The 15,086-nt window shown below is 41.1% G+C and carries 12 protein-coding genes; 4 read left to right on the top strand and 8 right to left on the bottom strand.

Annotation, left to right across the window (positions count from 1 at the left end):
• Positions 1 to 7: 7 nt before the first annotated feature.
• Positions 8 to 3,001 carry an InlB B-repeat-containing protein gene (locus FJQ58_RS02715; RefSeq protein WP_476641268.1) on the bottom strand — a complete coding sequence of 998 codons (2,994 nt, stop codon included), beginning with the start codon at positions 2,999 to 3,001 and terminating at the stop codon, positions 8 to 10.
• Positions 3,002 to 4,331: 1,330 nt separating this feature from the next.
• The gene (locus FJQ58_RS02710) at positions 4,332 to 6,083 is read right to left on the bottom strand and encodes an AIPR family protein (RefSeq protein WP_139990896.1); all 1,752 of its coding nucleotides are present in this window, start codon (positions 6,081 to 6,083) and stop codon (positions 4,332 to 4,334) included.
• Between the two features lie 381 nt (positions 6,084 to 6,464).
• On the opposite strand from FJQ58_RS02710, the gene FJQ58_RS02705 reads away from it, so the two are divergent.
• On the top strand, positions 6,465 to 7,187 hold the full coding sequence (locus FJQ58_RS02705) for a YheC/YheD family protein (protein ID WP_238403746.1): 723 nt from the start codon (positions 6,465 to 6,467) through the stop codon (positions 7,185 to 7,187).
• An 84-nt stretch (positions 7,188 to 7,271) separates the two neighbouring features.
• Here FJQ58_RS02705 and FJQ58_RS02700 read toward each other — a convergent pair whose 3' ends face one another.
• The 3 genes from FJQ58_RS02700 to FJQ58_RS02690 all read right to left on the bottom strand — a co-directional run bounded on the left by FJQ58_RS02700 (position 7,272) and on the right by FJQ58_RS02690 (position 8,955).
• Positions 7,272 to 7,604 carry a hypothetical protein gene (locus FJQ58_RS02700; protein ID WP_139990894.1) on the bottom strand — a complete coding sequence of 111 codons (333 nt, stop codon included), beginning with the start codon at positions 7,602 to 7,604 and terminating at the stop codon, positions 7,272 to 7,274.
• A gap of 392 nt (positions 7,605 to 7,996) precedes the next feature.
• A complete protein-coding gene (locus FJQ58_RS02695; protein ID WP_139990893.1) occupies positions 7,997 to 8,452 on the bottom strand; it encodes a phage tail protein in 456 nt (151 codons plus the stop codon).
• 23 nt (positions 8,453 to 8,475) lie between these two features.
• Positions 8,476 to 8,955, bottom strand: a complete 480-nt coding sequence (locus FJQ58_RS02690) for a GyrI-like domain-containing protein (protein ID WP_139990922.1) — start codon at positions 8,953 to 8,955, stop codon at positions 8,476 to 8,478.
• A gap of 100 nt (positions 8,956 to 9,055) precedes the next feature.
• Between FJQ58_RS02690 and FJQ58_RS02685 the strand changes: the two genes are divergently transcribed.
• On the top strand, positions 9,056 to 10,021 hold the full coding sequence (locus tag FJQ58_RS02685) for a helix-turn-helix transcriptional regulator (protein ID WP_139990892.1): 966 nt from the start codon (positions 9,056 to 9,058) through the stop codon (positions 10,019 to 10,021).
• Between the two features lie 26 nt (positions 10,022 to 10,047).
• Here the strand turns inward: FJQ58_RS02685 and FJQ58_RS02680 are convergent, their stop codons facing one another.
• Positions 10,048 to 10,932 carry a LysR family transcriptional regulator gene (locus FJQ58_RS02680; protein WP_139990891.1) on the bottom strand — a complete coding sequence of 295 codons (885 nt, stop codon included), beginning with the start codon at positions 10,930 to 10,932 and terminating at the stop codon, positions 10,048 to 10,050.
• Between the two features lie 250 nt (positions 10,933 to 11,182).
• Between FJQ58_RS02680 and FJQ58_RS02675 the strand changes: the two genes are divergently transcribed.
• Both FJQ58_RS02675 and FJQ58_RS02670 read left to right on the top strand, forming a co-directional pair.
• Entirely contained in the window at positions 11,183 to 11,974 is a 792-nt protein-coding gene (locus tag FJQ58_RS02675; RefSeq protein ID WP_139990890.1) for an SDR family oxidoreductase, read from the top strand.
• A gap of 23 nt (positions 11,975 to 11,997) precedes the next feature.
• A complete protein-coding gene (locus tag FJQ58_RS02670; RefSeq protein WP_139990889.1) occupies positions 11,998 to 12,339 on the top strand; it encodes a nuclear transport factor 2 family protein in 342 nt (113 codons plus the stop codon).
• A gap of 324 nt (positions 12,340 to 12,663) precedes the next feature.
• Here the strand turns inward: FJQ58_RS02670 and deoB are convergent, their stop codons facing one another.
• Complete coding sequence (gene deoB, locus FJQ58_RS02665; RefSeq protein WP_139990888.1) at positions 12,664 to 13,851, bottom strand: phosphopentomutase; 1,188 nt, start codon at positions 13,849 to 13,851, stop codon at positions 12,664 to 12,666.
• Between the two features lie 32 nt (positions 13,852 to 13,883).
• Positions 13,884 to 15,065 carry a NupC/NupG family nucleoside CNT transporter gene (locus FJQ58_RS02660; protein ID WP_139990887.1) on the bottom strand — a complete coding sequence of 394 codons (1,182 nt, stop codon included), beginning with the start codon at positions 15,063 to 15,065 and terminating at the stop codon, positions 13,884 to 13,886.
• Between the last annotated feature and the right edge of the window lie 21 nt (positions 15,066 to 15,086).

Here is a 15,086-nt window from a genome sequence, read left to right as displayed (position 1 = left end):
TTCGTCCCTAGAAGGAGATCTCCCCCGCCAGCGTAGCTAATGCCGCTACCGTCCGGCGCTGTATTCCAGCCTNGCTAATGCCGCTACCGTCCGGCGCTGTATTCCAGCCTGCAAACTTGTAGCCTGTTTTCACCAGATTTCCATGGTTGTCGTATACCGCAACCGTAGTGCCTTGCTCATACGAGCCGCTGTCGGTTGGTACGTTTCCTCCAGTACTGCCATTGCCGTTATACGTCACCGTATACGTTGGGTTCAATGTCCACTTCGCATACAATGTCACATTGGACGCGCCCATATTGAATGCAGCGCCTGCAGCATAATTCGTTCCTGTTCCATCCGCTTTCGTGTTCCAGCCTGTAAACGTGCTGCCTGTCTTCACTAGATTTCCGCTGTTGTTGTATACCGGCACCGTAACGCCTTGCTCATACGAGCCGCTGTCGGTTGGTACGCTTCCTCCTGTACTGCCATTGCCGTTATACGTCACTGTGTATGTCGGGTTCAATGTCCACTTCGCATACAATGTCACATTGGACGCGCCCATATTGAATGCAGCGCCTGCAGCATAATTCGTTCCTGTTCCATCCGCTTTCGTGTTCCAACCTGCAAACGTACTGCCTGTCTTCACTAGATTTCCGCTGTTGTTGTACACCGACACCGTAACGTCTTGCTCATACGAGCTGCTGTCTGTTGGCACGTTTCCTCCTGTATTGCCGTTGCCGTTATACGTCACTGTGTATGTCGGGTTCAATGTCCACTTCGCATACAATGTCACATTGGACGCGCCCATGTTAAATGCAGTGCCTACAGCATAGTTCGCTCCAGTTCCATCCGCTTGAGTATTCCAGCCTGCAAACGTATAGCCCGTCTTCACCAAATTTCCGATATTATCGTATACCGATACCGCAACACCTTGCTCATACGAGCCGTTGTCGGTTGGTACGTTTCCGCCTGTACTGCTATTTTCGTCATACGTCACTGTATACGTTGGGTTCAATGTCCACTGTGCATACAGTGTCACATTGGATGCGCCCATGTTGAATGCAGCGCCTGCAGCATAATCTGTTCCGGTTCCATCCGCTTTCGTGTTCCAGCCTGTAAACGTGTTGCCTGTCTTCACTAGATTTCCGCTGTTGTTGTATACCGTCACCGTAACGCCTTGCTCATATGAGCCGCTGTCGGTAGGTACACTTCCTCCTGTACTGCCGTTGCCGTTATACGTCACTGTGTATGTCGGGTTCAATGTCCACTTTGCATACAGTGTCACATTCGACGAGCCCATGATGAATGCAGAGCCTGCAGCATAGTCTGTTCCAGTTCCATCCGCTTGCGTATTCCAGCCTGCAAACGTGTAGCCCGTCTTCACCAAATTTCCGATATTATCGTATACCAATACCGCAACATCTTGCTCATACGAGCCGCTGTCGGTTGGCACGTTTCCACTTGTACTGCCATTTTCGTTATACGTCACTGTGTATGTCGGGTTCAATGTCCACTTTGCATACAGTGTCACATTCGACGAGCCCATGATGAATGCAGAGCCTACAGCGTAATCCGTTCCGGTTCCATCTGCTTTCGTGTTCCAGCCCGCAAACGTATAGTGCGCTCTGACTAAAGTTACTGCATTACTGTCAACCTTGACAGTTACTCCTGGCGAGTACGACGTGCTGTCAATCGGCGCATTTCCGCCTGTGTTTCCGTTTCCGTCATATGTCACATACTTTTGTATCGCTTGCAAGTAAGGATATCCGTTATTGCGCGATGAATTTATCCCCCATATGCTTGTAAAGTTCCAGCTTTGATTCACATAAGTGCTTTGCATTTTCATCTCTGTGGTCGTTTGTCCAACACCTTTGCCTGTATCCGATTGTCCTGTTGTACTTGAGTCGTAGAAGCTATAACTAATCGTCCCATTATTATTACCAATTAAACCGCCTACTTTGGTGCCGCTTCCTGTTACACTTCCTATTGCATAGCTATAGCTGTTTGTTCCGCTATTGTTGCCAATCAAGCCGCCTATATTGTTGCCGGTTCCGGTTCCTGTCACATTCCCTGCTGCATAGCTGTTGCTAATTGTTCCAAGATTACTGCCAATCAAACCGCCTATATTGGAGCCGTTGCCTGTTACATTTGCAGTTGCGAAGCTGTTATTAACCTTTCCGCCATAGGAATTATAACCAATTAAACCACCTACATTGGAGGCTACTCCCGATACGCTTCCTGTTACGTAACTGTTGCTTATCTCTCCACCAAGGTTACGGCCTGCCAAGCCACCTACATCTTGTCTGCCTGTAACATTTACATTTTCCAATATCATATTGGAAACACTCGCATCATTGCCTATATAACCAAACAACCCTATATAAGCATTGTCTGGTTTATTTATCGTTAAGCCTGTGATCTTATGTCCATTGCCGTCCATATGGCCCTCGAACCAGTTGTTAGAATCCCCAATTGGCAACCATCTTTGGCCGTAGCTGCTCAAATCAATATCCGCCATCAGCTTGAAATAAAGACCCGAGTTCAAATAATTTCTGACCGTATCAAGCTCCTCACCGGTTGCAATCTGATAAGGATTGTTTTCAGTACCTGTTCCAACCTCTAAAACCTTCGTCCATTGTGCGTACAGCGTCACATCGGAAGCAATTACGCCCTCAGCGTCTGTTTCATAGCCCGTTCCTTGTCCATCCGCTTGCGTGTTCCAGCCTGCGAACGTGTAGCCCACCTTCACTAGATGTCCGTCGTTGCCGTAAATCGACACCTTAGTGCCATTGTATGAGCTGCTGTTAGCGGGCACGTCCCCACCTGTGCTGCCGTTGCCGTTATACACCACCGTGTACTTAGGATGTACGGTATACGTAGCGGACCCTTCGCTTGCGGCATGAGAGTCGTCCCCCGAGAAGGCAGCGATAATGGAATGCGAACCGATCGCCAAATCCGATGTCTTAAAGCTGGCGCTGGACGAGGCGCTTAGGAGCTCTCCCCATCCCACCGTAATCGTCATGTCATCTTGGCCCCAGAAGGTGAAGGTCTTAGCTGCAGCATCCATCGTAATTTTCGATAAATAACGTGCGCCCCCCTTTTCCAATTGCTGAACAATATTGCCGGAAGCGTCGTAAGTAACAATGTTCATCCCAATACGATTATCCGAATAACTGTAAGCCCAGAAAGTGTAAGCCCCCCATTGAATAATGGGACAAGTAGGCGAACAGCTCGCTGACCCGTTAGGAGGAGGTGTAACTCTTGTACTCGTTGTTGTAATTAATGGTTCAGCCTTAGTTAATCCCGTTGTTACAAGGTCTTGAATCCCATCCTTGAACGTGACTGTGCCGCTTGGGGTCGTTCCTCCGATTGCCGGATCGACGGCGGTGACGGTGAAGGTTACTTCCTCCCCATAAGTGGAAGAATTGAGGCTTGCTGTAATCTTCAATGTGGCCGTACCCTGAGCCATAGCGATTCCTGAATAAATAATTATGAATACTGCCAAAGCGAAGACAACCATCATCATCTTTTTCTTTTTTGCCATGCCAAAAATATATTGCACTCTTATTTCCCCTTTGCTTAATAAAAGTAGAAAACTAAAATTTCTAATGTTTCACAATATAAATAGATATAAAACTAAATAGCATCCGCTTCTCAAGGCAGTGCAAGACCTTTAAACTATGCTTTATCTTCCCTAATTAAAAATTACCATTTAAATCCTTATTATTTCATTCGACAAGTTACCGCATATTCCTCTAAAATTTGAGATTATAACTCGTCCAAAATCTATCATAAGCGTTACTGCTAAAGATGACGGGCACTTACATATAAATTAATCGCTAAAAAAGAAAAGCCTGCCAATAGGCAAGCTTCTTTTCATATGTCGTTATCTTCTTTAGATACAAAATTATTAGTGACCATCGTTTTCTTAACCAAATGTAAATGAAATCGTATTCTTTTCCCACGATAAGATTAATGTTTACAGTAGTTATAGAGACACAATTGAGCAGCACACCCAAAATACCTTGGAAACTGGTTTAAAAACTTACAGTAAACTGGAACTTTTAGTGGAAATTACACCAGTCAACATAACACCAGCAAAACAAATTAGAAATTGTTACATATGTCCATAAACTATCGCTATCTTATATACTTAAATTAAACTCACCAACAATAAAAACCTTACCGTTACTTATGGTTCGGTTTGCCGAATCACTCAACTAGCTATAATTTATACATATATACCCTCAAGCAAACACTAATGTGCATTTACCAATATTCACTTAAGGGGATAATACCCTCGTAACCAATAAAGAATAAACACTGTTTATGAAATAAATACGACCTAAATTCTAGTTAGTCTCTGTCAAACTACTAAAATTTTCAAAATTAATTTTTAAACCTGGAGTTCCCCATAAAAGTTTTAGTATTGAAGCAGTCTTTTCTTTAAAATCCTTCACTGAATTATTAATTACCTCTTTGGTTTTTACACCATTTTTAACAGCAGGTAATAATGAGCTTACAAAAGGAAGCGCTGTTTCCAATGGATGTTCCCATATTGTTACGGCTTCTTCAAAGGTTATTGTTTGCTTAAACTTTAAATCGAAGAGATCTCTCAATGGTTTATTTAGTATATTATCCATACTGCTTGCTATAGCAGCAAGTAAAACCCAAGTCGAGCCTCTAACAGATAAATATTCGTAAATATCTTGCTCTGTAGTACTAAGATTAGATTTATTTAGTTTAAGTACTTCCTTCTTTTTCTCAATTGCTTGATATAGTGAATAAACAAATACCATATGCCTTGCTGTTGTTTTCTCTGAAAATATACTGGAATATAAAGTGTTATTCTCCCATATTTCTTTTTTTCTATTATATGCTGTGTTAGGGTCTTGATGAAAAGCAGATAGACATTGGGCCACTAGATCATGAGGAATTAAATTTGAGTATCTTTTAATTTTATCCTCACTTCCACCTCTTCTTCCACCGAGATATACAACACTTCGTATCTCATTAAACTGTCTCCTAAGACCATCTTGAATTTCATCAGTACTCCTAAAATCAGATGAAGCCACCACATTTTGTTTATTATTAAACTCGATTATATCTCTGAGAATTTTAGGATCATCGCATTTTATAAACCTTACAGAAACTAGTGCATCCTCTCTTGGCCTATTAAGTACAGACCCTATTGCTCCAGTTGTTTGTGCCCCGTTTACTATTGACATTCCTGTCACTGAAATATTATTTGTTGAAAAGTCTTCAAATTTATCAACAAGAATTGTAAGACCATTGTTATATACCATGAAATTTGAAGGTGTGCTTTCTACCGACCTTTTAATACCATTATTAATATTATTCTTTTTGTTCAAACTCCCTAAATACCCCCTAATATTAGAAGAAAAAAGGTCGTCTTTGTATTTTTTATAATTATCAAATAGAAAAGTTAGAGGAATAGCTGTCATATAACTAGTCCAGTTATCCCCAACTATTTTATAACCTCCATTTGGGGTACTAATTTCAAAAGGATCATTGACTAATATTGGAACAGATGAAGATTTATACCATCTATCTAAAGTCTCTCTACCTACCTCTAATGAAATTACATTTATATCTTTTGGATTTTCAGTATATGACTTTAAGGCACTCATTAGCGAAAGCTTTACTGCATTCATTTCATCAGATACATTTTTTGATTCTGGTAAATTATGAACATACCAAATTTGGATGGTATGTATTTTCCCCTCATTAATAGCTTCTCTTAGTTGTATTGATGCCGCTCTTATGTCTAACGGTAAATTCTTAATATCTTCATTAAATAACCATGTCACTGCGGTATTTAAGTCACTAGCTTTATTAGCTGGGGCGGAGTGTCTATCCTTTTGTGAATGATAACCCTGTGCAATTATTGCAAGACCCTCTTCTTCGTCTATGTATACTAGATCACACTTTTTATCATCATTTCCATCAGTTAAAGCATCAGATGCAACACTTTGAATATCCTCTAACTGTAAACGAAGCTCTAAAGAATATAATAAAAGAGCATTGTCTTTATACTTAGTAATTAAATCTTGTCTACCCAAAAAATTATCCATAAAAACCATCTTGTTTTTCCCCCATACACATCTTATATAATATGGGAATTATAACACATTTGTTGTGACTTTACATTTAACTATTGGTTTAACAGTTGCATTGCGGGTGAAAAAGAGCATGCTACTTCCCGATATTAAGTTAAGATGAAAATTTAAGGTGCTGATTTATATTAGAGTCCATTTTTAATTTTTTATTTCGTCCTACTTATAATAAGGATTACCGTATCATCTATAGTGAATTTTACGGAGGATGATAGCGGTCAAGCAAACAGTATGTGCATAAAAGCCTTAAATACCTTCTTCACTCAAAAATATAGACGAATACTCCTTATGCTGCTCATCATTTTGAATTAGAATTACCGTAAAAGATTGAAGAAGGCTGTGATTCTAATGTTAATTAGGAGAGACAAATGGTTACAGTACCGTATCCTCCGCAATGGGTCCTCTCTAGCCGCACGGTTGCCTGAAACACAGTTGCTTAAAAAAAATGCTTTAACGAAGATGCTGCTTCAATATCAAAGCGTCGTACTGAAACCACGTAACGGAAGTTACGGAAGGGATATTCTGTTCATTAAACGGAACGGTGCGAGCACCTATCGTATTCAAAATGAAAAAAATGTGATTACCATGAGAGATATTAATACATTACTAATATTGTTCCGTAAAAAAAGCAGTAGCCGTGGATATATTGTCCAAAGGCGTCTGCAACTGGCCTTAATTCAACACAAGCCGTTCGACATTCGAATCATGGCTCAGCGAAAAAAAGGCTCTGCATCCACTTGGAAAGTAACAGGCTCATACGCAAAAGTTGCCGCGCAAGGCTATCTAGTCACAAATGTGACTAGCCGCACTATTCCGGTGCTTGAGGCTCTAAACTTAGCCAGAATCGGAGGCCGGAGCTTGCTTGTTGAAGCGGAACGGATCGCACTATTGGCTGCCAAACGACTGGGGGAGCGTTACCCCAAGCTTAGACAAGTCGGGTTCGATATCGGCATCGACAGGAAACGACGAGTTTGGATTATTGAAGGCAATTATCAACCAGACTTGCGCCCTTTTCGGCTCTTGAAAGATTCCTCGATGCATCGAAAAATATTATGGTATAAGAAACATTAAAGCAAAAAAAGACGGCCAGCCTTTTATCTTGAGCCTGCCGTCTTTTCATGTTTGATGCCTATTCCTGATTATGACCCGCTTTGGTTATTTTCGGCGGCGTTTAGCAGCACTTGTCACGCGTGTCACTTGGAACTTATTTACCCCTACCTGTATAATGGCAAATTGGCTGTAGGAAGTACCGGAGGAAGTATACGGTTCCGCCTCAATATTTCCGCTTGGCGTTCTAACCGTTGCGGTAATTCTAGTTATCAAGCAGACTCCACGACCAGAAGACCTCCAAGTCTCGTCACGCTGTACACTATAACTATCGTTACTGCAAAAAATGGATGCATACTCAACTACCCCAAACGCATTAAACGAAGTCGAGTTAAAGATTTGAACGGGGTCATAACCACCCCTAGGTCCTCTATTTCCCATTATAAAAACCTCCTTGATATTGATAGTTTTATTAGATGCAATTAAATCGTTTTGGTAAGGTATAAATGTGGACAAGAAGAAAAAAGTACGTTTGTCCGGTAATCGCTAGGACACGGCGGCTTATAATGCTGGACTTCCAACAAAAAGAACCACCTTCGTATTTACAAAGGTGGTCCAAAAATTATAGATCTAATATGGCAAGCCTCATTGAAGTATCTACATGACTTGCAAATCTTCCACTAGCGAATGCTAATGAAAGAAGTCAAACAGTGAATAAGGAGAACATTCCACAAATTATACTAGAATAAACAACGAGCCCTTGCTTAATTTTATACGTCCAATAGATGCAATTCAAATCTAGATCCTGTTGCTAGTTTTATTTCACTTTAATATTATCCTTTAATTACAAAAAACGAGCCCCGAATGGTTCCAGCTAGTTTAGACTTCTGCCTAGCAAACTTAAACTTCCCTTCCAATTCCTTTGGTACTTCCATCCCCTCAGCAAGCTTAAAACCAACGGCCCGCTTTTTAGGGTCATCAATCGTATATATGACATTGATTCCAAGACCATCCTCGTAAAAGACGTAGGTAAATTGGATGTTTTCCACTTGAAAACGCGACGTTTCTAAAGGCTCGGCCGTAAACACAATATCACGCTCTTTTAAAACGCGGTTCACATACTCAATGTTCTCCTGACTTTCGCTTGCGGGTACGATCGTAAATTCATGTTTGTATTTGTTCATAAAGTAACGGGCTTCATTAGCGCGTAAACCAGCTAGCGCTTCTGCTACAGGTGAGGACTCTAAGCACACCGTAGATACATTTTTAAAATCAACGATATAGGACATTCTCATCACTCCAATGGTCTCGTTTATTTCCTAACAACAGGAATCCACATTTCCCCATATACAACTCCGTCTCGCTGCCCCATCTCAACCGTTGCATTGGGTCCGCCAACATAGGCGAAATTCTTGGCTTCTGGTAAGGCCTGACCAAAGGCAATGCCAGTAAGTTTATTGCTCATCTCTTCAGCTGTATTCCCTTCACCTTTAACGACGAGGTATTGGCCCTTGGGGAATTGAATAACTCTGTGCTCTTCCGATACCGTTCCTTCAGTCATGACACCAGCATAATACATCATCTTGTGGTTTACAGCTTCATTCACAGCAAAAATATAATCATTCGTAGCAATAACCTTTAAAGCGTCAAGCCTTCCATCCTGCTCCACTGCCTGCCAGAAGTTTTCCTTTTCCTTGTTCATGCCGGCATAATCTGTGTAATCGCTCTTTAGCTCCGTTCCAATACCTAGTACAATAAAACTGTCTTTTTCCTCAAGGGTATACATTGCCATAATTAGCACTCCTTTTTGAATGAAGTCATTTGTTTTTTCACTTGATACGTTTATAATAGCAATAAACCATGTCAAAATATGATACTGTTTAGAGGGCCATATGAAAAAAGTTGAACGGATTAATATCATCATGCGGTACATTAACAACCGCGCCCGCTTTACCATTTCTGAAATTATGCGGGAATTCAACATCTCTCGTTCGACAGCGATTAGAGATGTCAGAGAAATTGAGGCGATGGGAATGCCGCTTGTCGCCGAAGTCGGGCGGGACGGGGGTTATTTTGTTATGAATAACTCTGTCCTACCTACAGTCCGCTTTACCGATAATGAAATTAAAGCTCTTTTTATTGCCTTTATGGCCACAAGAAATCAACAACTTCCCTACCTTAAGAGTCGACATTCTTTAGCGGAAAAAATACTCGGCCTCATCTCAGAAAACCGGCAGGATGATCTTGTTCTGTTAAATCAAATTTTGCTGTTCGAAGGAACCAACCCCCACAATCCCGACCTGCTTGATCTGACAGATCTGCCCCATCCTATGTTAGAACAACTCATCCAAATCCTTCTTATCGATTGCTATCTAGTGGTTACCGTCGAAGAAGGAAGAGAAATAAAGTCTTATCCTATTTACCTAATGCATCTATATCGTGAAAAAAGCTCATGGCAAATTGAAGGCTTTGACTTAAAGGAGGAAAAAAGGCGGATAATTTCTGTCGACAACCTCACTGATGTCAAACCATACCCTGAGAAAAAAAGAATAAGCAAGAAGAAGATTGCCGAACAATTAGGCAAGCAGGAAGAAGACATTAACCTAGTTCTCGAGCTCGGACCAAAAGCGATTGCCCAGTACAAAAAATACTCTCCATTACATATATCCATTTCATACACAAATCCATATCAAACTACAGCTGTTTTGAAAACATATATCAATGCTCATCATGCGGAGGAATTGGCTGAACTAACAAACTGGCTGCTTTTCCTAGGTGAAGACATCAAGGTTAAAGAAATGCCAAAAGAGGTTTTGGAGAGTTTGCAGAAGCGGTATAACGGGATGTCCAGCCAGTAGGATTTCTTCAAATAATTCTTCAAAAGCTAACCTAAAGAGATAACCTTTTCTTTGATAAATTTGACAAACAGATTTGTTGCAGGGGACAGATATCGTGCTTTCTTGAGTTGTAGGCCCACTTCCCAGCACCATCCTTCTTCTTCAATCGGGATCCACCGAAGGCCTTCGATATTTAAACCAGCCGTTTTTGGTAACACCGATATTCCAAGTCCTGCCGCTACAAAACCAGCCACTGTCTGAAGATCCTCCGCATCATAGGTTGAAGCAAGAGTAAAATTCATGTGGTGGACTCTAGTCAGCAGTGAGTTCTTCAAGCTACAGTTATGCTTCAGTCCTACAAATGGCTCCCCTGTGATTTCTCCTAAACTAACCGATGTTTTTTTCGCTAATCGATGCTCTATAGACACCACAAGATAGAGCGGAAGCGATAACATCGGCACCCATTCAAAAGTATCATTTATTGGCTTCTCAGATGTAATCATGAGATCCGAATACCCTTCCTCAACTTGATTCAAAATAGCCCCCTTGTCGCCTTGTGACAATTCAAAGCTGATTGCTGGGTTCATTTTTTGATAATCTCGAATGAGATTAGGGATGAGATCAACCCCTAATATATTTAAATACGCGAGATGTATCACGCCGGAATCCGGATTGGAGTGCTCCTCGATTTCCTTTTTCCCACGTTGTACTTCCTGCAGTATCTTCTCCACATGCTTTGAGAACATCAATCCATATCGATTAATCTTCAGGTTTCTTCCCTTGCGTTCGAATAAAGGGACCCCTAGTTCAGCTTCCAGCTTCAAAATAGAATGACTTAAAGCAGGCTGAGTGATGGATAGCGATTCAGCAGCTTTGGTCAAGTGCTCCATTCTCGCAACTTTTAAAAAATATTCTAATTGGGTCAGTTCCATTTCTTTACTCTCCTACACTTCTATTGTCCAGAACTATGTTGTAATCATACATTCAGAATGTAGAGCAAGCAAGGTCAGCACTTTTCGTGAAAAACGTTTTCTGAGTATTAACCTAATCATAAGCAACGACTTTAATTCATTTATTTTAGTAATGAAATTCATTAAAAATATAGATTTTTTTTATCTTTTGGCTAAGAGTATACTTAAACCCGTAGAGATTAAGTTAAAACTAAACAAGGAGGACTACTATATGAGCTATACATCTTATGAAAAGGAATTCCAAGGAAAACGGGCCTTGATTACAGGTGGAACACAAGGTATGGGTCTTGCAATTGTGAAACGATTGACAGGAGCTGGCGCGACTGTACTAACTACAGCTAGGACTATTCCGACTGATTACAGTATTCCTAATGTTCATTTTGTACAAGCAGACATTATGAAGCCTGAAGGAACTCAATCCATTGTTGAAGCTGTAAAAGAAAAACTTGGCGGAATTGACATCTTAATTAATACAGTTGGCGGCTCAAGTTCCCCAGCTGGCGGCGCACTTGCATTAACCGAGGAGCATTGGCTTGAGGAATTGAATTTGAACCTTCTTGGTTCTGTCCGTTTGGATCGCAACTTGCTTCCGTCGATGCTTGAACAAGGCAGAGGAGTAATTATTCATGTTAGTTCTATTCAAAGAACTTTACCGCTGTATGAATCCACTTTGGCATACGCTGCAGCAAAAGCAGCTTTAACAACTTACAGCAAAGGACTATCTAACGAATTCGCTCCTAGAGGAATTCGTGTAAATACAATTGCACCAGGCTTTATTCAAACCGAAGCGGCTAACCGTCTAATTGATCGTCTTGCTATTACTGCGGGAAGTCGCGAAATGGCTTTGAAGCAACTCATGGATTCCCTTGGAGGAATCCCATTTGGTCGCCCTGGAATGCCAGAAGAAGTTGCTGAACTCGCTGCATTCTTGGCTTCAGACCGCGCTGCCGCGATTCACGGCAGTGAGTATGTCATCGATGGTGGAACAATACCAACCGTTTAATTTTCCTTAAGGAGTTGTATTATATGATTAGAATGCCAGAATCTATAGCAATGTATTTTAACTCGGTGAACGACAAAGAGCCGGAAACTTTTCTAGCGGCATTCGATGAACATGCCTATGTTCTCGATATGAAAAGAGAATTCATTGGGAAGAATGCTATTTCCAGCTGGAGCAAATCGGAAATATTCGAACCAAAAGTTCAATTTTCAATTATTGATGCTAGGGAGCAAGATGACAGTTTTATTGTCACCGTATCCATAGATGGTGAGTTTGATAAAACAAATCTCCCGGACCCGCTCCTAATGAAGCATCAATTCATGCTTAATAATGGAATAATAAAGGAATTGTATATCTCTTTCACATAACAAGGAGCATCAATAGAGCGAAATCGCGTCTTTCGCGCCACATAAGGGGCTCCACCAAAAAAAATTTCCATTACTTATAATACGATTCTGCATATCACAAGTAAGGTGAAATTATTTGGAGTTCATCGGCAACGGGGATTTCGGGTCATCATTAACGTTACTGATAAGGATGACAGGCTCTTACCTTATAAATATTATCGCTTAAAGGTCAAAAGCCTGCCATTTTGGCAGGCTTCTTTCATTAAGACGTTACTTTCTCTAGGTTCACAAATAATATTGACCCTCGTTTTCTCAACCAGCCAGTCCATTGGCAATTCAAAAAGTTTATTTAAGCTTCTGTAAGAGACTCTGTCCAAATTGCGGCATTTTTACATCAAAGTTATCTGCAACCGTAGCCCCTATATCTGAAAATGTATTACTTACAGGTAGCTCACTTTGCTCAGTGAAACTCTTGCTGTAGATGAGCAACGGAACATATTCACGGGTATGATCTGTACCCACATGTGTGGGATCATTGCCATGGTCTGCTGTAATCATGAGAAGATCATCTTCGCTCAACTCGGCAAGAACTTCATTTAATCGATTATCAATTTGTTCTAGCGCTTTCCCATACCCGATCGGATCTCTACGATGTCCATAAAGTGCATCAAAGTCAACAAGATTCAAGAAACTAAGTCCTATAAAATCAGCTTGAATGGTCTCCATGAGTTTATCCATGCCATCCATGTTTGACACTGTGCGCAAAGACTTGGTGACACCTTCACCATCATAGATATCTGAGATCTTGCCAATCGCTAATACATCGAACCCCGCATCCTTGAGCTCATTCATCACGGTTCTTCCATAAGGCTTCAAGGCATAATCATGACGGTTCGATGTTCTTATGAAATTCTCAGACTCGCCGAGGAATGGCCTGGCGATCACTCTGCCTAGCATGTATTCCTCACGTAGCGTAATCTCTCTAGCTATCTCACAGATTTGATATAGCTCCTCCACAGGTACAACCTCTTCATGAGCGGCAATCTGAATCACGGAATCGGCTGAAGTATAGACAATGAGTGCTCCAGTATTCATATGCTCCTGCCCAAGTTCATCCAGAATAGCTGTACCGCTAGCTGGCTTATTCCCAATAACCTTTCGTCCTGTTTTTTGTTCTAATTCGTTAATTAATTCGTTTGGAAATCCTTCAGGGAACACTTTAAATGGAACATCAATTTTTATGCCCATAATCTCCCAATGACCAGTCATCGTATCCTTCCCATTCGACGCCTCCTGCATTTTGGTGAAATAAGCTAAAGGCTGCTCTACTTTGGGTACTCCGGGTATTTGGTCAATATGGCTTAACCCTAACTTAGATAAAACAGGCAGATGCAACCCATTCATTCTTTCTGCAATATGCCGCAATGTATGTGCTCCTGTATCACCAAACTTTTCAGCATCCGGAGCTTCACCGATGCCGACAGAATCCATGACAATGACGAAAATCCGCTTAAACCGAGGTGTTTTTTTCATGTTCATGCTCCTTCTATTTTAGCTGTACTCCACTAAAATATGATTCCAATAACAATGGCTGATAAAACGCTTACAAGTGTTGCGCCATAAAGCAATTTCAATCCAAACCGAGCAACCACATTCCCTTGTTTTTCATTCAAGCCTTTTACAGCACCGACAATTGTACCAATGGACCCAAAGTTAGCAAATGAGATTAGAAACACAGAGACAATGGCTGTCGTACGGTCGCTAAAGCCGTCTTGGATCTTGACAAAGTCAAGCATAGCCACAAATTCATTCGCTACTAATTTGGTCGCCATAATACTGCCTGCACTAACAGACTCAGACCATGGCACACCCATAACAAAGGCAATCGGCGCAAAGACGTAACCTAAGGCTTGTTGGAACGAGATACCGAATATGCCAGCGAAGACGCCGTTAATTAGAGCAATTAACCCAACGAAACCAACCAACATAACCCCAACCACGACGGCTACCTTAAAGCCATCCATGATATACTCGCCCAGCATTTCAAAAAACGTTTGTTTTTCTTGTTCCTGAACTTCAACAATATCCTCTTCCGGTTTAACCTCATATGGGTTGATGATGGATGCAATAATAAAGCCGCCAAATAGGTTTAGTATTAATGCAGCCACAACATATCTAGGCTCCAGCATCGTCATATAGGAACCAACGATTGACATGGATACCGTCGACATTGCCGATGCACATAATGTGTACAGACGCTGCTTAGACAATAATCCGAGTTGGTTTTTCACCGAAATAAACACTTCATTTTGTCCGACAATGGCAGCCGCAACCGCATTATAGGATTCCAATTTCCCCATACCATTCACTTTACTTAGGACCAGACCAATAAACTTTATAATAAACGGCAGTATTTTATAATATTGCAGAATCCCGATAATCGCCGACATAAATACGATAGGCATCAATACAAAGAGGAAAAACGTGTGAGCTCCTTCATTTGCCATTCCACCAAAAATAAAGTTAATCCCTTCATTTGCATATCCCAGTAATTTATCAAAACTATTGGCAAAACCCTTAATTAATAATTCCCCTATACTCGTCTTTAGTAGAAGTATTCCTAAAACGATCTGGATCACAATCATGACAATGATTGGTCGGTATTTAATCTTTTTCTTATCGTTGCTTGCAAGCCATGCTAGTATTAGAACAATAAATAGACCAGCAACAGAAATGAGATAATGCATCTTTACCCCTCCAAATTTTTG

It is taken from the genome of Paenibacillus paridis, from assembly GCF_006345825.1.
In the GTDB taxonomy this organism is placed as follows: Bacteria; Bacillota; Bacilli; order Paenibacillales; family Paenibacillaceae; genus Pristimantibacillus; species Pristimantibacillus paridis.
The sequence above is the reverse complement of the archived record's forward strand: the minus strand, read 5'-3'. Positions and strand labels throughout refer to the sequence as shown.